Annotated in this window: 18 protein-coding genes; 14 read left to right on the top strand and 4 right to left on the bottom strand. The window is 54.3% G+C overall.

Annotated elements, in window-relative coordinates; translation table 11 throughout:
• Nucleotides 1–2: 2 nt before the first annotated feature.
• The 6 genes from hflC to JQC75_RS15490 all read left to right on the top strand — a co-directional run bounded on the left by hflC (nt 3) and on the right by JQC75_RS15490 (nt 4940).
• Nucleotides 3–929 (top strand): protease modulator HflC, encoded by a 927-nt coding sequence (gene hflC, locus JQC75_RS15515; protein WP_203324934.1) that lies wholly within the window; start codon nt 3–5, stop codon nt 927–929.
• Between the two features lie 326 nt (nt 930–1255).
• A complete protein-coding gene (gene petA, locus JQC75_RS15510; protein ID WP_203327248.1) occupies nt 1256–1846 on the top strand; it encodes a ubiquinol-cytochrome c reductase iron-sulfur subunit in 591 nt (196 codons plus the stop codon).
• Nucleotides 1846–3060, top strand: a complete 1215-nt coding sequence (locus JQC75_RS15505; protein WP_203324933.1) for a cytochrome b — start codon at nt 1846–1848, stop codon at nt 3058–3060. Before petA ends, JQC75_RS15505 begins: the two co-directional genes overlap by 1 nt.
• Nucleotides 3060–3758, top strand: a complete 699-nt coding sequence (locus JQC75_RS15500) for a cytochrome c1 (RefSeq protein WP_203324932.1) — start codon at nt 3060–3062, stop codon at nt 3756–3758. The genes JQC75_RS15505 and JQC75_RS15500 overlap by 1 nt, the downstream gene beginning before the upstream one ends.
• Before the next feature lie 94 nt (nt 3759–3852).
• Entirely contained in the window at nt 3853–4482 is a 630-nt protein-coding gene (gene sspA / locus JQC75_RS15495) for a stringent starvation protein SspA (protein WP_203324931.1), read from the top strand.
• Entirely contained in the window at nt 4482–4940 is a 459-nt protein-coding gene (locus tag JQC75_RS15490) for a ClpXP protease specificity-enhancing factor (RefSeq protein ID WP_203324930.1), read from the top strand. The genes sspA and JQC75_RS15490 overlap by 1 nt, the downstream gene beginning before the upstream one ends.
• A gap of 44 nt (nt 4941–4984) precedes the next feature.
• Here JQC75_RS15490 and JQC75_RS15485 read toward each other — a convergent pair whose 3' ends face one another.
• On the bottom strand, nt 4985–6112 hold the full coding sequence (locus tag JQC75_RS15485) for a GGDEF domain-containing protein (protein ID WP_203324929.1): 1128 nt from the start codon (nt 6110–6112) through the stop codon (nt 4985–4987).
• Between the two features lie 137 nt (nt 6113–6249).
• On the opposite strand from JQC75_RS15485, the gene JQC75_RS15480 reads away from it, so the two are divergent.
• The 8 genes from JQC75_RS15480 (at nt 6250) to JQC75_RS15445 (ending at nt 16821) form a co-directional block, all read left to right on the top strand.
• Nucleotides 6250–6825 (top strand): anthranilate synthase component II, encoded by a 576-nt coding sequence (locus tag JQC75_RS15480; protein ID WP_203324928.1) that lies wholly within the window; start codon nt 6250–6252, stop codon nt 6823–6825.
• Between the two features lie 133 nt (nt 6826–6958).
• Nucleotides 6959–9433 carry a S9 family peptidase gene (locus tag JQC75_RS15475; RefSeq protein WP_203324927.1) on the top strand — a complete coding sequence of 825 codons (2475 nt, stop codon included), beginning with the start codon at nt 6959–6961 and terminating at the stop codon, nt 9431–9433.
• Nucleotides 9434–9596: 163 nt separating this feature from the next.
• A complete protein-coding gene (locus tag JQC75_RS15470; protein ID WP_203327247.1) occupies nt 9597–10739 on the top strand; it encodes an HDOD domain-containing protein in 1143 nt (380 codons plus the stop codon).
• Between the two features lie 47 nt (nt 10740–10786).
• Entirely contained in the window at nt 10787–11698 is a 912-nt protein-coding gene (locus tag JQC75_RS15465; RefSeq protein WP_203324926.1) for an alpha/beta hydrolase, read from the top strand.
• A gap of 312 nt (nt 11699–12010) precedes the next feature.
• Nucleotides 12011–13225, top strand: a complete 1215-nt coding sequence (locus tag JQC75_RS15460; RefSeq protein ID WP_203324925.1) for an aspartate aminotransferase family protein — start codon at nt 12011–12013, stop codon at nt 13223–13225.
• 162 nt (nt 13226–13387) lie between these two features.
• A complete protein-coding gene (gene astA / locus JQC75_RS15455; protein WP_203324924.1) occupies nt 13388–14407 on the top strand; it encodes an arginine N-succinyltransferase in 1020 nt (339 codons plus the stop codon).
• A 9-nt stretch (nt 14408–14416) separates the two neighbouring features.
• Nucleotides 14417–15877: a succinylglutamate-semialdehyde dehydrogenase gene (gene astD, locus JQC75_RS15450; RefSeq protein ID WP_203324923.1), complete on the top strand. Its 1461-nt coding sequence runs from the start codon at nt 14417–14419 to the stop codon at nt 15875–15877.
• Between the two features lie 146 nt (nt 15878–16023).
• Complete coding sequence (locus JQC75_RS15445; RefSeq protein ID WP_203324922.1) at nt 16024–16821, top strand: DUF1338 domain-containing protein; 798 nt, start codon at nt 16024–16026, stop codon at nt 16819–16821.
• A gap of 76 nt (nt 16822–16897) precedes the next feature.
• Here JQC75_RS15445 and JQC75_RS15440 read toward each other — a convergent pair whose 3' ends face one another.
• Genes JQC75_RS15440 through JQC75_RS15430 form a run of 3 tightly spaced genes read right to left on the bottom strand, consistent with a single transcriptional unit; the run spans nt 16898 to nt 19231 of the window.
• Nucleotides 16898–18235 (bottom strand): ATP-binding protein, encoded by a 1338-nt coding sequence (locus tag JQC75_RS15440; protein ID WP_203324921.1) that lies wholly within the window; start codon nt 18233–18235, stop codon nt 16898–16900.
• Nucleotides 18232–18906 (bottom strand): response regulator transcription factor, encoded by a 675-nt coding sequence (locus JQC75_RS15435; protein WP_203324920.1) that lies wholly within the window; start codon nt 18904–18906, stop codon nt 18232–18234. Before JQC75_RS15435 ends, JQC75_RS15440 begins: the two co-directional genes overlap by 4 nt.
• Nucleotides 18887–19231, bottom strand: a complete 345-nt coding sequence (locus JQC75_RS15430) for a PepSY domain-containing protein (RefSeq protein WP_203324919.1) — start codon at nt 19229–19231, stop codon at nt 18887–18889. The genes JQC75_RS15435 and JQC75_RS15430 overlap by 20 nt, the downstream gene beginning before the upstream one ends.

Genomic DNA, 19231 nt, shown 5'->3' with positions numbered 1-19231 from the left:
TTATGAGTCGTTTATTATTGGTTATCCTGGTGGTGGTGATTGCTGTGATGAGTTCGTCTCTCATGGTGGTCAACGAGGGTGAGCGTGCCATCGTGTCGCGCTTTAACGCCATCGTGAAAGAAAACGTTGATGGCGTTGAGCGTACCAAGGTGTTCGAGCCAGGTCTGCACTTCAAGATGCCTTTCATCGATACAGTGCGTAACCTCGACGCCCGGGTTCAAACGCTGGACGGTGCAGCCGACCGTTTCGTGACTTCAGAGAAGAAAGACCTGATGGTGGATTCTTATGTGAAGTGGCGCATTCATGACTTTGAGAAGTACTACCTGTCGACAAACGGCGGTATCAAGTCCAATGCGGAAGCCCTGCTGCAGCGTAAAATCAACAGTGACCTGCGTACCGAATTTGGTCAGCGCACCATTAAGGAAATTGTGTCAGGCGTACGTGCCGGCGAAGTCCTTGACAAGGAAAGCTCCGGTCGTGACGAGCTGCAGCGCAACGCGCTGGAAAATGTCCGTAAGAGCGCCGAGGATCTGGGGATAGAAGTGGTCGACGTGCGGGTGAAACAGATAAACCTGCCAACCAACGTCAGTTCTTCCATCTTCCAACGTATGCGTGCCGAGCGTCAGGCCGTGGCCAAAGAGCATCGCGCCAAGGGTCGTGAGGAAGCCGAAAAAATTCGTGCAACCGCCGATGCCAACGTGGTGGTGCGTCTCTCCAACGCCCAGCGTAATGCCCAGGTGATACGCGGTGATGGTGATGCGATAGCGGCTAAGATTTATGCCGACGCTTACAAGAAGGACCCCGAGTTCTATGCCTTCCTTCGAAGCCTCGATGCCTATAAGGCGAGCTTCGCTGGCAGCGGCAACATGATGGTCTTGGAGCCGGACAGTGAATTCTTCCGTTATATGAAAGAAGCCAAACCAAAATAATCATCATCTGTATCAAAAAAGCCCAACTCCGATAGTTGGGCTTTTTTTATGAAATTTGCGTTGCAGGAGCCATGGTTACTCGGGGAGTTGCTTCAATTTTGTTTGTGGTTACTTCGTCCTGAGCGCGGCATTATGTTTCAGTTAAGCCGGTTCAAATCAAAAAATCATTATCTCCCCAACTTAGTTGTGTCTTTTGACTATGATCCGCCTCCACTTTTTGGCTATAATGAGCCCCGCCTCAAACTTTGATTTTGCTTCGGGATGCGCTATCTCAAGGCAACTTCTTGAAAAACAAAAAATTCCAACCCCCGCTGGGAGATATGTGGATGAGCAATGCGCCAGTCGATTCCGGACGTCGCAGATTCCTGACAGCCGCAACCGCTGTAGTTGGCGGTGCTGGTGCCGTCGCTGTAGCGGTTCCTTTTATCAAGTCATGGAATCCGAGCGCCAAGGCGAAAGCTGCAGGTGCGCCGGTAGAAGTTAATATCAGCAAGCTGGAACAAGGCCAGTTGATCCGTGTAGAGTGGCGCGGCAAACCCGTTTGGGTTGTACGCCGCACCGAGGACGTTCTTAAGCAACTTCCTGAGCTCGATGGTCAGCTGCGCGACCCTGCGTCTGATGAACTACAGCAACCCGAGTATGCCAAAAACGGCGTACGTTCCATCAAGCCTGAGTACTTTATCGCCGTAGGTATTTGTACTCACCTGGGCTGTTCTCCTACCTATCTGCCAGATTCATTTGGCGAACAGGTTGAAGGCGTTAGCTCTGGCTTCTTCTGTCCTTGCCACGGCTCCAAGTTTGACATGGCCGGCCGCGTATTTCAGGGTGTTCCTGCACCACTGAACCTGGTGATCCCTCCACACAAGTATCTTGACGATGCGAATGTGATCATCGGTGTCGACGGGGAGACTGCATAATGGTTAAGAACATTATCGATTGGATTGATGCCCGTATTCCGATGACGGCGACCTATAATCGCCACGTTGGTCAGTACGCGACCCCGAAAAACTTTAACTTCTGGTACTTCTTCGGTTCTCTGGCGCTGTTGGTGCTGGTAAACCAGATCCTCACCGGTATCTGGCTGACCATGAACTACGTACCTACCGCAGAAGGTGCCTTTGCCTCCATTGAATACATCATGCGTGATGTGGAATATGGCTGGTTGCTGCGTTATATGCACTCCACCGGGGCCTCAGCCTTCTTCGTGGTGGTGTATCTGCACATGTTCCGTGGTCTGATCTACGGTTCATATCAGAAGCCACGTGAACTGCTGTGGCTGTTCGGTATGCTGATTTTCCTCGTGCTGATGGCCGAAGCCTTCATGGGCTATCTGCTGCCATGGGGCCAGATGTCATACTGGGGTGCACAGGTAATTATCTCTCTGTTTGGTGCCATCCCTGTTATCGGTGATGACCTGACTCTGTGGATCCGCGGTGACTACGTGGTATCAGGCGCGACCCTGAACCGCTTCTTCGCCCTGCACGTTATTGCACTGCCGCTGGTGCTGGTTGTTCTGGTGTTCCTGCACCTGATTGCCCTGCACGAAGTGGGTTCGAACAACCCAGACGGTATCGAAATCAAGAAGAACAAGGACGAAAACGGCTGGCCCGTTGACGGTATTCCTTTCCACCCATACTACACCGTGAAAGACATCATGGGCGTGGCGGGCTTCCTGATTGTGTTCTGCTACGTGCTGTTCTTCATGCCTGAAGGTGGTGGTTACTTCCTCGAGAAGCCTAACTTCGAAGCCGCTAACCCAATGAAGACCCCTGAACACATTGCACCTGTATGGTACTTCACACCCTTCTACGCAATCCTGCGTGCGGTTCCGCACAAGCTGGGTGGTGTGATCATGATGGGTCTGTCCATTGCCGTACTGTTCATCCTGCCTTGGCTGGATCGCTGTAACGTGAAATCTATCCGTTACAGAAGCTTCATCCACAAGTTGAACATTGCTCAGTTCTCTGTGTCCTTCATCGTGCTGGGTTACCTCGGTGCTGTGCCTGCGACCCCTGCGCTGACCATTGCTGCTCAAGTGTTCACCATCACCTATTTTGGCTTCTTCGTAGCCCTGTGGGTGTACAGCAAGAATGAGAAGACCAAGCCAGTTCCAGCGAGGTTGACTAAATAATGAAAAAGTTACTCATTGCTTTGGTTGCTCTGGTGCCTACTCTTGGCTTCGCCGCTGGCGGCCAGAACGTGCACCTGGAAAAGGCCAATATCGATCTGAACGATAAAGAGTCTCTGGTACGTGGTCTGGACCTGTTCCAACACTACTGCTCAGGCTGTCACAGCACTCAGTATCAGCGCTATGAGCGTGTTGCCAACGATCTGGGCGTATCTATCGATGAGATGCGCACCAAGTTCGTGTTCACCGGTGCCAAAGTCGGCGAACTGATGGAAAACGCTATCCCTGAGAAAGATGCTGCCAAGTGGTTCGGTGCTGCGCCACCGGATCTGACTCTGGCCGCCCGTGTACGTGGTGAAGACTGGGTTTATTCTTACCTCAAGGGTTTCTACAAAGACCCAAGCCGTCCTTTCGGCGTGAATAACACTGTGTTCCCTTCTGTGGGTATGCCTCACGTGCTGGAAGGTTTGCAGGGTATCGCGGTTAAGCAGGCAGACGGCAGTCTGGTTGCCTCCGGCGGTAAGTTGAGTGCTGAAGAGTACGATCAAGTGGCCCGTGACATCACCGGCTTCCTGGTTTACTCCGCTGAACCCATCAAACTGGAGCGTCAGGCGCTGGGTGTTTGGGTGCTTTGCTTCCTGTTTATCTTCTTTGTTGTGGCCTACTTCCTGAAGAAAGAATACTGGAAGGATGTACACTGATAGCCAATAGCGGGTAAAATACTCTATCCGCGTATTGAAACGGGGGGCGTTAGCCCCTCGTTTATTTTATTTGTTTCGATTCTGGAGGGTATCAATGGCTCTTGCTGCCAACAAACGCTCTATCATGACTCTGTTTTCTGGCGCCGACGATCTCTACAGCCACCAGGTGCGTATTGTACTGGCTGAAAAAGGCGTTACCGTTGATGTTTTACAGGTCGATCCCAACGACATGCCTGAGGATTTGCTCGAGCTGAATCCTTACAACTCTGTGCCGACGCTGGTGGATCGCGAGCTGGTATTGTACGAGTCACGCATCATCATGGAATATCTGGATGAGCGTTTCCCACACCCACCACTGATGCCTGTTTATCCGGTTTCCCGTGGCCAGAGCCGTTTGATGATGCACCGTATCGATACCGATTGGTACGTACTGGTTGACCGCATCAAGAAAGGCGACCGTGCCGATGCCGCCCGTAAAGAGCTGCGTGAAGGCCTGATTGCCATTTCACCTCTGTTTGGTGAAATGCCTTACTTCATGAGTGAAGAATTCGGCCTGGCCGACTGCTACCTTGGCCCCTTGCTGTGGCGTCTGCCTGCCCTGGGTATTCACCTGGATACCGGCGTGGCCAAAGACATCAAGGCCTACATGACCCGCATCTTCGATCGCGAGTCGTTCAAGGCATCGCTCACAGAAGCCGAGCGCGAAATGCGCATGGGTCTGTAATGAAACCTTTGACGCCAAGCCGTCCTTACTTACTGCGGGCGTATTATGACTGGTTGATGGATAACCAGCTCACGCCCCACGTGGTGGTGGACGCCTATGTCAAAGGCACCCAGGTGCCCCAGCAATATGTGCGCGATGGTCAGATAGTGCTGAACATCGCCGAATCTGCAGTGGGGCATTTGCAGCTGGGTAACGATGCGGTGGAGTTTAATGCCCGTTTCGGCGGTGTACCCCATCAGGTGGTATTGCCCATGGCCTCCATCGTGGCTATTTATGCCCGTGAAAATGGTGCCGGCACGGTATTTGATGCCGAAGATGCCTATCTGCTTGATGAAGGCGAAGACGAGCTGCTGTCTGTGGTGGAGTCAGAGCCTGAAGAGGTGCTGGCCAGCGATGAAGCTGATGGGCCGGACGATCCCAGCCCCAAACGCCGTGGCCATTTAACCGTGGTCAAATAACAAAAAACCAGCCGATGGCTGGTTTTTTCGTTTTGGTATGGCAATCAGTTAACGGCTTGCCTTTGTGCCTGTGATGGAGATTGGTCTGCTGCCACCTGGATGCAGTTACGGCCGTTGCGTTTCGCCTGGTAAAGAGCCTTGTCAGCCATGGCCATGATCTTGATGAGAGATACCGGCGGTGTTGCCATACACACGCCGATGGAGACAGTCAAACGAACCGGGCCGGCGCCCAGATCAGGATGTGCGGAGGCGATGGTCTTTCTCAGGTTTTCTGCACGGGTGAGATGTTCCAGTGGCGAGGCACAAAATTGGACCATGGCAAATTCTTCTCCACCAATCCGGCCTGCAAAGTCCTCTCCCTGGGTGGCAGCGTGCAATTGGCTCGCCAAAAATTGCAATGCAGAGTCGCCAGCCTGGTGCCCTGTGGTGTCGTTAATCTGCTTGAAGTGGTCAACATCGATGATCAGCAGGCAAAAGGGGCGTCTGTCCTTTACGGTGCGCTCCAGCTTCCACATAAAGGCTCGCCTGTTGGGCAGCCCTGTAAGGGAATCGGTGTCGGCAAGATATTGCAGTTCCCGCTCATTTTGCGCCGCGTAGTATTCGCTTATCAGGATAACCACCAATACCGTGGTGACGCACGATCCCACCATCAGGATCCGAAGCAGTGTGATAGTGAGTGTCGGTACCTCTGCAATGCTGGGATGAGCCTGCCATCCATAGACTTCAAAATAGCCGAACAGCAGTAAGTTGCTGCAAAAAAGCAGGGCGGTGGTGAGCCACTGTTTGGCATCCAGGTAGGAGGCGGGTAACACCGCAAACATCAGGAAATAGTATTGCAGCCCAAGCGTCACCCCCTGAGCCAGCATCAGCGCGATGAGTGCATCGAACATCACCAATAAAAACAGTGTCAGTGTGGCCTCGTGTCTTTTCCCCCTGTGGTTTAGCCACAGAACCAGGGGCAGCAGCAATAAAAGCGGCAACTGCACCAGGCCTGAATAAATCAGTCCTGGATTGCCAAGCAGTATAAAGGCAAGGTTAAACACCAGTATGGTGACTAAGGCGATCAACACACTGATATTCGTTTGGATAAGCCGGCGCTCTTGCGTTTTACCGTGGCAATGCTCTATACCCGTTTTGGCGTAGCTGACCAGTTGTTTCCCCCAAAATGCCATAGAGGTTACTGACGAAGGTTTGATAGTCATCCGTTAAGCATAGACATAGTTCCGGGCATTGGATGATCCGCTCGCCGCTCTGTGCTAGGATTCGCGGCCTATTCTGTTTGGACTCCAACACGCGGACGAATAAAAGCATGTTGCTCATGATAGACAACTACGACTCTTTTACCTTTAACCTGGTGCAGTATTTTCAGCAGCTCGGGGAAGAGGTGGTTGTCCGTCGCCATGACGATATTCAGATTGATGAGATAAGTGCCTTGGCACCGGACTATCTGGTGATTTCTCCCGGCCCCTGCACCCCGGACGACGCCGGTATTTCCCTCGAGGCCATAGCGCATTTTGCCGGTAAACTGCCCATTTTAGGGGTGTGCCTCGGACATCAGGCTATGGCGCAGGTGTTCGGTGCCAAAGTGATCCGTGCCGGACGGGTCATGCATGGCAAAACCAGTGATATCCGCCATAACAATCAGCGTTTGTTTCGCGGCCTGAGTAACCCCCTCAGGGTAACCCGCTATCATTCTTTATTGGTGGAGTCCGTGCCCGAGGGCTTTGTGATGGATGCCTGGTTTGATGACCCCGTTCATGGGCGGGAAATCATGGCTATCAGCCATCAGTCGTTACCGCTTTATGGGGTGCAGTTCCATCCCGAGTCCATTCTTACCGAGCAAGGGCTCGAATTGCTTGGTAATTTCCTCAAAATCAGCGCCTGACGGCGTGTCTTGATTTTCTGTTACAAGTTTTCTCTCCTGCCTTTTGTGACGGCGTCGGTGTGACTGGGACAAATATGGTATAACTGGCGCCATTCCAAAAAGGCCTCCGGCCGTAAAACGAAAAGGAAGGACAATGAACCCGGTTTACCGTCACTTTGCGGTCAGCGCCCTGTCGCTGGCCATTCTGGCTGGCTGCGCTGCCACGGACAATACGGCATCGAACGCTGTTGCTGCCAGGCAGGTACCAGTGTCTCAGGTCGAGTTGGCTGCACCGCCTGTTGCCTCACAGCCCCTGACCATGAAGCAGATTATGGCCAATCCGGATTGGATGGGAATATTTGCCCGCAATCCATACTGGAGCGATGACGGCAGCAGCGTACTGTTTGAACGTCAGCCCAGTGCGTCGGCCCTGAAGTCCTACTATGTTCAGGCGCTGGATGGCGAAGCCCGCGAACTGTCTCTGGGCGAGCTGCATCAGGTGTCCCAGCGTAAAGGTGTGCTGGATACAGCGCAAAAACGCAAGGCTTATATCTATCAGGGCAACCTCTTCGTCAAAGACCTGTCAACCGGTGAAGTATCACAGCTGACCCGCACCAATACCCCCGTGGATGGCGTACGTTTTCTGAGTAATGGCGACCTGGCATTCTGGCAGGGGAATGCCGTATTCCGTCTGCATGCCAACGGCATGGTCGAGCAGCTTGCCGACATTCGTATGAGCCAGCCGCCCAAGGGCGTTAAGGCTCCCGAGGCCTATTTGGCTAAAGAGCAGGCAAAGCTCATCCAGTATGTGGCCGCCCAGCACGACAAAGCCAAAGCCCGTGAAGACTATAAAAAGGCTCTGAGCGCGGCCGACACCACCATGACGGCTGAACCCTGGTATTTGGGGGATAGTGAGGTAGTTGTCGAACTGTCGCTGTCAGCCGATGGCCGTTATGTGCTGCTGAGTCTCCAGGACAAGAGTTACCAAGGCCGCAGCGAGCACGACATCATGCCCAACTACCTGGGTAAGGATGGCTATGTGGACGCAGTGCCTGCCCGCGCCAGGGTGGCCGAAGACAATCCACCGGGCCAGCGCCTGGTGTTGATTGACCTGCAGGACAAACAAAAACATGACATCAGTATCGAAGGCCTGCAGGGCTTTGATGAGGATGTGCTGGCGGCGGTAAAGGCCGAGAATGCCAAGGCAAGGGGCGAAAGCTACCAAAGCGAGAAAGCGCCCCGTAAAGTGCAACTGATGCAGGATTGGGGCTGGAGCCAGAGCGCCATCCAGTGGAGTGATGATGGCCAGCTGATGGTGATGCTGGAGGCGGTGGATAACAAAGACCGCTGGATTGCATCGGTCAATCTGGACTCAGGCAAACTCAGTACTGAGCATCGTCTCCATGATGACGCCTGGGTGAACTACGACTACAACCAGTTTGGTTGGCTCAACGATGGTCGCTTTTATTTCCTGTCGGAAGAAACCGGCTACTCACAGCTTTACATCAAAGCGCCGGGCAAGGCTGCCAGTGCACTGACTTCGGGTAAATTTGTCGTCAGCGATGTCACCTTGAGCCCCGATGGCAAGCACCTCTACTACAAGGCCAATAAAGATCACCCCGGGATTTACAATGTTTATCGGGTCGCTCTGGTCGATGGCAAAGATGAGCAGTTGACCCACTGGGAAGGCACCCTGGATTACAGCCTGAGCCCGGATGGCACACGCCTGCTCTTGACCGCCTCCAGCCGTATTCAGCCGGAAGAGCTCTATGTGCAGGAGATTGGTGGCGAACTCAAGCGTCTGACCCACTACACATCAGAGGCCTTTGCCAAGTATGCCTGGCAGGCGCCCAATGTGGTGGCAGTGCCATCCAATCACGGTGCCGGGGTAGTCTATGCCAGGGTGTATCTGCCAGAAGGTTACGATGCCACCAAGGCCGATAAGTATCCGGCTGTGATTTTTAACCATGGTGCCGGTTATCTGCAAAACGCGCACTTTGGTTTCTCCGGCTATTTCCGGGAGTTTATGTTCCACAACCTGCTGGCTCAGCAAGGTTATGTGGTGATGGACATGGACTTCCGTGGTTCCAAAGGGTATGGCCGTGACTGGCGTACCGCTATCTACCGTCAGATGGGGCACCCGGAGGTGGAAGACCTTAAAGACGGCGTGGCCTGGATGGTGAACAATGCCAATGTGGATACCAAGCGTGTGGGCACCTACGGCGGTTCCTATGGTGGCTTCCTCACCTTTATGGCCCTGTTCCGCGAACCTGAGCTGTTCCAGGCCGGGGCGGCGCTGCGTCCGGTAACCGATTGGGCACATTACAACGCGCCTTACACCTCCAACATCCTCAATACCCCGGATGTGGATCATATTGCCTTTGAGCGCAGCTCACCCATCTATCATGCCGAGGGGCTGAACAAACCGCTGCTTATCATGAGCGGTGTGCTGGATGACAACGTGTTCTTCCAGGACAGTGTGCGCCTGGTGCAGCGTTTGATTGAGCTGGAAAAACCCATGTTTGAAACCGCCATCTATCCGGTGGAGCCCCATGGTTTCCGTGAACCATCCAGCTGGCTTGATGAATATCGCCGTATTTATAAGCTGTTTGAAGCCGAACTCAAGTAACGGATGATTCGGTCGTTAAACTCAGGGCCTGCGGGCCCTGTTTTTTTATTGAAAATTGGCAGCCTGTCAGTAAGTTGGCAAAATATCAGTCTCTCTCCATGGCTGATTTATGCTAAAAATGACAGGTGAAATCGGCTTTACACACCATCGGGAGTCTACAGAGGTGGCTATTGGCGCAGCGGGCGGAGTTAAGCCCGGAAGTGTTCTGGCATTGGAGCGGCGTTTATACCGGCAGCTCATCGTCGGTAAGCAGAAAATGCCCAGAATACAGGATGAATTGGATAGAGAACTCGAATCCGTGGCCTTCAAGCTGGATATCGAGCGCGCCGCCGTGTTCGAACGTATCGAGCGGCAGCAGAAGGCCCGTGAAGTATTCGAGGCCGTATCCAAGCAGCTGACCGACACCGTCATGGACGAGATAAGACTGACGCTCGGCGACATGGACAGGCTGCTGCAGCGCTCAACCCTGACCGAGACCCAGCTGGCACTGTTTGAGCAGCTCTGCAAAGAAAATCCAGAGCTTGGACGTATTCGGTTGCTGATGAGCGGTATTGGTTGGTTATCCCGTGATTTGACCAATGTGGTCAACAGCACCGCGTTTCGTCAGCGTCATCCACAACGCGCCGATGTGCGGGTTACCGATATCAAGTTGGTGCTCAACTTTATCGGAGTAGAAAACCTGCGCCAGTTGGTGCCTTACTACAGTATGCGCAACTGGTTGCCTTCGGGCCATTCCTGCCTGCTGTGGCCCAATCGTAAGCTTTGGCAATATTCGCTGGCCTGTGCCACCGCCGCCAAAGCCCTGGCCAAACTCCACGAATGCAATGAAACCCTGGCATTTATCAGCGCCTTACTCGAGCAGTTTGGTATCACCATGGTGCTGGGCAGTGCGGCGGCAATCTATGAAAAAAACTGGGGCAATTGGCTCAGGGAGGCCAGTGCCAGCCGGGACAAGGAACTCTATGATGCCGTCATGGCCACCGAATTCCCCGCCGAAAAGGTGCTGGAAGAAGTGCTTGTCCATTCCAGCAAACTCGCATGGGAAATTCCGGCCAGACTTAACTTTGCCGATCATGCCCTTACGCTCAACCTCAAGGCGCTGGATGAATCTCTCACGGTCAGTGACCTGCCCATGGATGCACAAATCCTGGCCAAGGCTACTTGTTTCGTCCGGGTGATGACGCTGGAAGACAGCAACCTGCTTGAACCCCAGGAAGCGAGGGAGATGTACCGTTACTACGGCCTCAGTGAGCAGGAAATACTTCGTCTGAAAGCACAAAATTATCGCAGAATGGAGCTCTTCTGAGGCCATCGCCGAGGGCATTAACAGAATATCCGGCACAGGAGCGCAGTATGGCTAGTTGGCAGGCAAAGGTGCTTAACAGTGTGCTTTCTTACATCGCCAAACCCGGTATGCACGCCAGGGGCACGCGTTTGTCACTTGCAGATATTCGCAGGCGGCTGCTGGCGCTGGACAGCCGCTATCTTGCCTGGCCCAAAGGGCTTGTCAGTGAAAATTTGTCTCTGTCACACAGCTGCTTAATCCACTATCGCCTGGAGCCCGGTGCGGCACCAACCCCCCGCATTGCCATCTTCTATGTGCGTGGTGGGGGATTTTGTTTTAAAACCCCCAATGCCCATGGTCGCTTCATCGCCGATTTATGTCGTGAGCTGGATGCCGATGCTTATGTCCCTGACTATCGGTTGGCACCGGAGCACCCGTTTCCGGCGCCGCTGGAGGATGTGCTTGAAGGATATGAGCGGTTTCTGTCGCGCTGGTCCGGGCCCTTCGTGGTGATGGGCGACAGTGCCGGTGGCAATCTGGCCATGTCCCTGTTGCTACAGGTTAAAGAGAAGGGGCTCAGATTACCCGGCTGCGCAGTGCTGCTGAGCCCCGCGTTGGACCTTGGGATCACAGGTAACAGTGAACGGCTGCTCAGTGCCGACGATCCCCTGTTCAGCATCGAATCCCTGCTCAGACTCAGGGGCGCCTATCTTCAGGGCGCCAACCCCATGGATGTGAGAGCCAGCCCCCTGCACGGTGATTTGCATGGCATGCCACCCATGCTGTTGCTGGCGGGCACCCGGGAATTGCTTTTGGAGGATTCGGAGCGTATGGCGCTGCGCCTGCGAGAATCCGGAGCCGAGGTGGAACAACATTTTCTGGCACACATGCCCCATGTGTTTCCGCTGTTTGAGATACTGCCGGAAGCCAGAGAAGCAAGGGAGTTTATCCTCGAATTTATCCAGCGGCGGCTGATGTGAATAATATGTCTATTTATTCAATATTCTATGCATAGTCTGAAAATTTGCCCGTAAATAAGATTTTTTCTGACTAAATATGCCACTATCCCCCACATATAGCGCTTTTATAATTTCAATGTGCAAATCTTTATGCAGCTTACGGCGCCGTTTTGCGGTGGCTGATTGTGAAAAACTGGTATTTCGATCACAATTTCGCTAATAATGGCAGTCTGCCGACACAAGCAAATGCTGCAATAAGCCTCAGCAAAAAAGAAAACGCAGCGGCAAACCGGTGGCTTAGCAAGTCACTCAACGAACAAAGGATGAACAGGAATGACTGACAAGATGAATCTGACACGTGCCCAATTTGATGAAGTAATGGTGCCTAACTATGCGCCAGCTGCGGTGATCCCTGTCCGCGGTGAAGGCAGCCGTGTCTGGGATCAGCAAGGTACCGAGTATGTGGACTTTGCCGGTGGTATCGCTGTTAACTGTCTGGGTCACTGTCATCCTGCTTTGGTGGGCGCACTGAAGGAGCAGGGCGAAAAACTCTGGCACCTGTCCAACACCATGACCAACGAGCCTGCGCTGGCGCTGGCTACCAAGCTGGTTGAGGCGACCTTTGCCGATCGCGTGTATTTTGCCAACTCAGGCGCTGAGGCCAACGAAGCTGCGCTGAAACTGGCCCGTCGATATGCCATCGAAAACTATGGCGAGCACAAGGTTGAAGTGATTGCTTTCGATAAAGCGTTCCATGGTCGTACCTTCTTCACCGTGTCTGTGGGTGGACAGGCCGCTTACTCAGACGGTTTCGGTCCAAAACCTGCCGCTATCACCCATCTGCCATTTAATGATGTCGCTGCACTGGAAGCGGCGGTGTCCGATAACACCTGTGCCATCATGCTCGAGCCGCTGCAAGGCGAAGGTGGCATCATCAACGGTGACCCGGAATTCCTGCGCGCCGTTCGTCGCCTGGCCGACAAGCACAACGCGCTGGTGATTTTTGACGAAGTACAAACCGGTGTTGGCCGTACCGGCGACCTGTATGCCTATATGGGCACCGAAGTTGTGCCAGACATCCTGACCACCGCCAAGGCGCTGGGTGGTGGTTTCCCCATCGCAGCCATGCTCACCACGGCCGACATCGCCGCGCACCTCAAGGTGGGTACACACGGTTCTACTTACGGTGGTAACCCGCTGGCCTGTGCCATAGGGAACGCCGTGATGGACGTGGTTAACACCCCTGAAGTGCTGGACGGCGTAAAGCACCGCGAGCAGCTGTTCCGCGATGGGCTGGCCCAAATCAATGAAAAGTATCATGTATTCTCTGAAATCCGTGGCAAGGGCCTGCTGCTTGGCGCCGTACTCAACGAGCAGTTTGCCGGCCGTAGTCGCGATTTCCTCAATGCCTCTGTTGCCGAAGGCCTGTTGACCCTGATGGCGGGTGCCAACGTAGTCCGCTTTACTCCATCTCTGGTAATTCCTGAGGCAGATATTGTCGAAGGTCTGGCCCGTTTCGAACGTGCCGTTGCCAAGGTAGCCGGCTGATAAACCGGGGGCGGCATTGGCTGCCGCCCCTGAAAGTCCAGCGACGTCCTGCTTCTAACCTCCGATGGCTGCATCACCGATTCGCTTGGTGAGGATTCTTGCATGCCGGAAAGGTAAAATCGCTTAAAAAAGCGGCTGGCAGGACAGAGAGGAGATATTAAGATGTTAATCATTCGTCCAATCCGGGCCAGCGATTTTGATGCCCTGTACCGCATCGCGGTGGAGTCGGGTCACGGTTTTACGTCACTGCCGGTTAACGAAGAATTATTGCGCCGCAAGATAGCGCGCTCCGAGGCCTCTTTTCAAAAGGTGGTGGAAACCCCTTATGATGAAGGCTACCTGATGGTGCTCGAAGACACACAAACCCAGCAAGTGGTGGGAACCTGTGCGCTCGAGGCCGCCGTAGGTATGGAAGATGCATTTTACCATTATCGCCTCGGCACCGAGGTGTATCACTCTGAGCAAATCCATGTTCGCAATGAGGTCGAAACCCTGACTCTCTGCCACGACTACACGGGTGCCGCCGAGCTTTGTACCCTGTTTTTGCGCGAAGATTACCGCAAAGACAACAATGGTCGCATGCTCTCCCGCAGTCGTTTCCTGTTTTTGGCTCAGCATCCAAGCCGTTTCGGTGAAACCGTGATTGCCGAAATGCGCGGTGTCAGCGATGAAAAGGGTAATTCCCCCTTTTATGGCTGGCTGCAAAAGCACTTCCTCGGGATCGATTTTGTCGAAGCTGACTATCTGTCTGGTCTGGGGCGAAAAGCCTTCATGGCCGAGATGATGCCCAGAAACCCTGTTTATGTGTGCTTGCTCCCCGAAGAAGCCCAGAAGGTGATTGGCGAAGTGCATACCAACACCCGTCCTGCCATTAGCTTGCTGCGTGCCGAGGGATTCCGCTGCCGGGGTTATGTGGACATATTCGACGGTGGCCCAACGGTGGAGTGTAATCTGCAGGATATCCGCGGCGTGCGCGAAAGCCGTTTGCTGACGGTACGTATCGGCGATATGCCGGCCTCAGAAGACAGCTTTATTCTCTCCAACACCCAGCTTGCCGATTACCGCGCAACCTCGGCCGAGCTGGTGGTTTCCTCTGATTCAGATGAAGTGATATTAAGCCCCGAGCTTGCCGCTGGCCTCCTGGTCAGTGACGGTGAGCAGGTGCGGGTACTGGCAATATAGGAATTCGATATGACGCAATTTATCAATGGCCAGTGGCTCGCTGGCGAAGGCAAAGAGATGCAGTCAAAGAACCCCGCCAATGGTGAGGTGATTTGGCAGGGTAAGGCCGCCGTACCGGCTCAGGTGGAAGCGGCTGTGATGGCAGCCCGTGATGCCCAGTTTGACTGGTTTATGCTGGGCTTTGAAGGTCGTCAGGCCATTGTCGAAGCCTACCGCAATGAACTTGAAGCCAACAAGGCAGAGCTCGCCGAAGTGATTGCCCAGGAGACCGGTAAACCGCGCTGGGAAACCGCGACCGAAGCCGCTGCCATGATTGGCAAAATCGGCCTGTCCATCAGTGCTTATCACAAGCGTACCGGCACCGAAGTGAACGATGGCGCCGCAGGCCGCGCCGTACTGCGCCACAAGCCCCACGGTGTGGTAGCGGTATTTGGCCCTTACAACTTCCCCGGCCACCTGCCCAATGGTCACATAGTGCCCGCACTGCTGGCCGGTAACACTGTGGTATTCAAACCCTCTGAGCTGACCCCTAAGGTGGCTGAGCTGATGTTGAAGCTTTGGGAGAAAGCTGGCTTGCCAGCGGGTGTGATCAACCTGGTGCAGGGTGAGGTGGAAACCGGTAAGGCGCTGGCGTCACATCCGCAGCTGGACGGTCTCTTCTTTACCGGCAGCTCCCGCACCGGCCACCTGCTGCATCAGCAGTATGCCGGTCATCCGGGGAAAATTCTGGCCTTGGAAATGGGCGGTAACAATCCACTCATCATCAAGGGCGTGAGCGATACCCGCGCCGCCATCCATGACATTATTCAATCGGCCTTTATCTCCTCTGGTCAGCGCTGTACCTGTGCCCGCCGTCTGTATGTTGAAAAAGGCGCAGAGGGTGACAAGTTGCTTGCCGGCTTGGTTGAAGCCGTTAAAGCCATCAAGGTGGGCCCCTGGAATGCCGACCCCCAGCCATTTATGGGTTCAATGATTTCCGAAGCCGCCGCCAAGGGTATGTTGGACGCGCAGCGTAACCTGCTCAATCTCGGTGCCAAGTCCCTGGTGGAGATGAAGCACCTGGAAGCCGGTACCGGCCTGGTGTCACCCGGTGTGATTGATGTAACCGAAGTGATTGAACTGCCGGACGAAGAGTACTTTGGTCCCTTGTTGCAGGTGGTGCGTTACACCAGCTTCGACGAGGCTATTCGCCTCGCCAATGATACCCGCTATGGCCTGTCTGCCGGCATTCTGGCCGATGATAAAGCCGATTATGAGTATTTCCTGGCCCGTATCCGCGCCGGCATCGTGAACTGGAACAAGCAGATCACCGGGGCCTCAGGCGCTGCACCTTTCGGTGGCGTGGGCGCCTCGGGTAACCACAGAGCCAGTGCCTTCTACGCGGCAGACTACTGTGCTTATCCTGTGGCCTCCATGGAAGCAGACACTGTCACTCTGCCTGCCAGTCTGAGTCCTGGCCTGACGTTATAAAGAACAGCGGCGTGTTCCTTTGGGAGCACGCCGTTTTATTAAACCGGTATTTGTTGAAACCACTGACGTACTGAACATCCGGGAGACCGGACACATTGGGCTTCATATCAAGACGGGCCCGCTGTGATTAGGTTTAGGAGTGATAGATGCACACTGACGTAAATGCTTTGTTTGCCGCCCTCTGGCAGGACTATATCGAAATGACCCCGTCTGCTGCCAAGGTACACAAGCTGCTAGGCAAGGGCGAAGCCATCATCAACGACCATATTGCCCTGCGCACCTTTAACCTGTCCAAGGTGAATCTGGATGTACTGGCAGCGCACTTTGAGACGCTTGGCTATGTCGCCTGTGCCGACTACAACTTTGAAAAGAAAAAGCTGCGGGCCAAGCACTTCGAGCATCCCGACAGCACTCAGCCAAAGGTGTTTATCTCTGAGCTCCTTGTCGAAGAGTTCAGCGACGAACTGCAGGCCATAGTCAAAGACATGGTTGAGCAGGTGGACGTGGCGGCGACCAAGGCCGAAAACTTCCTCTACTCGGGTCGCCACTGGAAAGTGGATTTTGCCACTTATGAAAAGTTGCTGGCCGAAAGTGAGTACGCAGCCTGGGTGGCGGCCTTCGGTTACCGCGCCAACCACTTTACCGTGTCGATTAATCACCTGCCCGGTTACACCAGTATCCTTGAGGTGAATGACACCCTTAAGCAGGGCGACTTTGTGCTGAACGCCGCAGGCGGTGAAGTGAAAGGCTCGCCTGCTGAGTTGCTTGAGCAGTCATCCACCATGGCCGACCGTATTCCGGTGGCGTTCGATGACCAAACCGTTGAGTTGCCAAGCTGCTTCTACGAGTTTGCCCTGCGTTATCCCAAGGCCGATGGCGAGCTGTATACAGGCTTTGTGGCCGCCTCTGCCGACAAAATTTTCGAAAGCACCAACGTGAACTGACAGGCTTCAACGGCCTTTCGTCAGCCATAAAAATCCCGGCCTTAGCCGGGATTTTTGTTGTGATCCTTTCAACCCATCAGGATGTCAGCGCAAATCCTATGGTGACCTTGAGTCCGCCAAGGCGTCCTCCACGACTGAAATCCAACTTCAGCTCATACTGCTCACAGATTTCTTTCACGATGGACAGGCCAATGCCATGGCCCATTACGGCTTCATCGAGACGTTTGCCGCGCTCAGTGAGCTGTGACAATGCATCGTCAGCAACGCCGGGGCCATCATCTTCGATATCGAGCCAGAGGCGATTATCCAGCGGGTAAAGCCGCAGGGAGACTTCTCCCTTAGCCCATTTACAGGCGTTATCGAGCAGGTTGCCAATCAGTTCCATGCCGTCTTCCCGGTGAATGGGCAGCCGGTGCAGACCGCGGGCGATGTCGATGCTGAAGTGGATATCTTTGTGGCGATGCACCTTGTTGAGGGTGTTGGTCAGGCTGTCCAGATCCCTTGGGATCTGCATCTGCGCCGCAGGCAGCATGTCACCTGTGACCCGGGCTGCCGCGAGCTTGCGCTCAATCATCTTGCGGATGAGCTCCAGCTGCTGCTGCATGGCCTCTGCCATCTCGGGATCGCTGAGCCCCAGGGTTTCCACCTGTTGCTGCATCACCGCCAGGGGGGTTTTCAGGCCATGGCTTAAGTTACCCAGGTTATTGCGGCTGCGGGCGATTTGCTTGCCTGTGTATTCCAGCAGTTCGTTGTAGGTGGCCGCAAGAGGGTGGAGCTCGGCCGGAATGCTGTCCAGCGCCAGCCGGTCAATATCGCCGTCCCTTAAGCGTGACAGGGCTTCCTTGATTTTACGCAGTGGCTTGAAGGACTGGCGCAGCACCAAAAAAATGCCGGTAATCATGGCCAGCAACATGCCAAGATTGACCATCAGCTTGGTGCCGTAAATCTCGCTGAAAACCCGCCGGCCAATACTCAAATCCTGCGCCACGGTAAGGGTTGCCTGAATCTCGCCATTCTGGGATTTCAGCCCCACACTGAGCAGCTGCATGTCGTGGTTTTTGGGGCCGCGGGCCTGCCACACCCGGGTCTCGCTGGGGGCGAGGGGCATAATGGACAGTTGCTGATCCCACAAAGAGCGCGAGCGAATGACTTCATCGGGCAGGTTTAACTGGTAGTAACGACCCGAATAGGCAGGGCGATAAAAGCCGGACAGCATGGAAGGGTCAATACCGATATCGCCATCCTGCATGTGGGTGGCGAGGATCACGTGCTCAAGGTCTTCTTCGAGGCGGTTGATGATGGAGTCGTGAAAGGCCTGTCTGAGCATGGACTCAAACAAAAACAGTCCGATGATAGTGCTGACTATCACCAGACCGGTTAACCACAGGCTCAGCTTGGCCCGGATGGAGATCATGCGTCCAGGCCGTGGAAGATATATCCCTGACCGCGGCGGGTTTCGATGGCGGTCTTGCCCAGTTTTTTACGAAGGTGGGTCACGTAAACCTCCACCACATTGCTCTCTTTCTCGTCGTCAAACTGATAGAGCTTATCGGTAAGCTGAGCTTTGGACAGCAGTTTTTTCGGCGAGAGCAGGAAAATCTTCAGCAGTCTGAATTCCATGGCCGTCAGTTCATGGACCTGCTCACCAACCTGCACCGTTTGCTGTGACTCATCCAGCAGCACGCCGGCGTAGCTGAGTTGCTTGCCTGGGCTTGCAGGGCGGCCATGGGCACGGTTTATCAGGGCATGAATTCGGGCCAGCAGCTCCTGGGCGTGGAAAGGTTTGCCAAGGTAGTCATCGGCGCCGGCGTTAAAACCTTCCACCTTTTCATGCCATTGGCTGCGGGCGGTGAGCATAATCACGGGGGTGTGTATGCCCTCGGTACGCCACTTCTCCAGCAGTGTCAGTCCATTGCCATCGGGAAGGCCTATGTCCAAAATCACGCAGTCGTATTGGGTTTCTTTGATGAGGTAATCGGCGTCAACGACCTTATCGGTCACATCGGTGACAAAACCGGCCTGTTTGAGCTGTTTTTGCAGCTCTTTGACCAGCATCGCATTGTCTTCAACGAGTAGCAGTTTCATGGTTTTTGCATTCGTCCGGCAAAGTGGAATCAGGGGTGAGCTCACCGCTGGCGGCATCTACGCTCAGATGGATCATCTGACCACGTTGGAGACCAAACTGCAAATCGTAGCGCCACTTGTCACCCTCTTGAAACAGGTGGGCATCAAGGAGTTCACCCTGGCAATGCACGGCAACCCGCTGCAGGGTGGCATCGAGGGACAATATCTGCCCTGAGCTGACCAACTGTGTGGCCTGATAATGCTCAAGTTCGATAACCGAAGCAGCCACTTCTCCCTGCTGAAACATGGATGTGAGGATGATGCCCAATGGCAGCCAGCGTGACAT

Source organism: Shewanella litorisediminis, assembly GCF_016834455.1.
Lineage (GTDB): Bacteria > Pseudomonadota > Gammaproteobacteria > Enterobacterales > Shewanellaceae > Shewanella > Shewanella litorisediminis.
This window is presented reverse-complemented; position numbering and strand designations above follow the sequence as displayed.

Coding starts and splice junctions, on each gene's coding strand:
- hflC (WP_203324934.1), top strand. CDS start 3: ATGAGTCGTTTATTATTGGTTATCCTGGTGGTGGTGATTGCTGTGATG.
- petA (WP_203327248.1), top strand. CDS start 1,256: ATGAGCAATGCGCCAGTCGATTCCGGACGTCGCAGATTCCTGACAGCC.
- JQC75_RS15505 (WP_203324933.1), top strand. CDS start 1,846: ATGGTTAAGAACATTATCGATTGGATTGATGCCCGTATTCCGATGACG.
- JQC75_RS15500 (WP_203324932.1), top strand. CDS start 3,060: ATGAAAAAGTTACTCATTGCTTTGGTTGCTCTGGTGCCTACTCTTGGC.
- sspA (WP_203324931.1), top strand. CDS start 3,853: ATGGCTCTTGCTGCCAACAAACGCTCTATCATGACTCTGTTTTCTGGC.
- JQC75_RS15490 (WP_203324930.1), top strand. CDS start 4,482: ATGAAACCTTTGACGCCAAGCCGTCCTTACTTACTGCGGGCGTATTAT.
- JQC75_RS15485 (WP_203324929.1), bottom strand. CDS start 6,112: ATGGCATTTTGGGGGAAACAACTGGTCAGCTACGCCAAAACGGGTATA.
- JQC75_RS15480 (WP_203324928.1), top strand. CDS start 6,250: ATGTTGCTCATGATAGACAACTACGACTCTTTTACCTTTAACCTGGTG.
- JQC75_RS15475 (WP_203324927.1), top strand. CDS start 6,959: ATGAACCCGGTTTACCGTCACTTTGCGGTCAGCGCCCTGTCGCTGGCC.
- JQC75_RS15465 (WP_203324926.1), top strand. CDS start 10,787: ATGGCTAGTTGGCAGGCAAAGGTGCTTAACAGTGTGCTTTCTTACATC.
- JQC75_RS15460 (WP_203324925.1), top strand. CDS start 12,011: ATGACTGACAAGATGAATCTGACACGTGCCCAATTTGATGAAGTAATG.
- astA (WP_203324924.1), top strand. CDS start 13,388: ATGTTAATCATTCGTCCAATCCGGGCCAGCGATTTTGATGCCCTGTAC.
- astD (WP_203324923.1), top strand. CDS start 14,417: ATGACGCAATTTATCAATGGCCAGTGGCTCGCTGGCGAAGGCAAAGAG.
- JQC75_RS15445 (WP_203324922.1), top strand. CDS start 16,024: ATGCACACTGACGTAAATGCTTTGTTTGCCGCCCTCTGGCAGGACTAT.
- JQC75_RS15440 (WP_203324921.1), bottom strand. CDS start 18,235: ATGATCTCCATCCGGGCCAAGCTGAGCCTGTGGTTAACCGGTCTGGTG.
- JQC75_RS15435 (WP_203324920.1), bottom strand. CDS start 18,906: ATGAAACTGCTACTCGTTGAAGACAATGCGATGCTGGTCAAAGAGCTG.
- JQC75_RS15430 (WP_203324919.1), bottom strand. CDS start 19,231: ATGTCACGCTGGCTGCCATTGGGCATCATCCTCACATCCATGTTTCAG.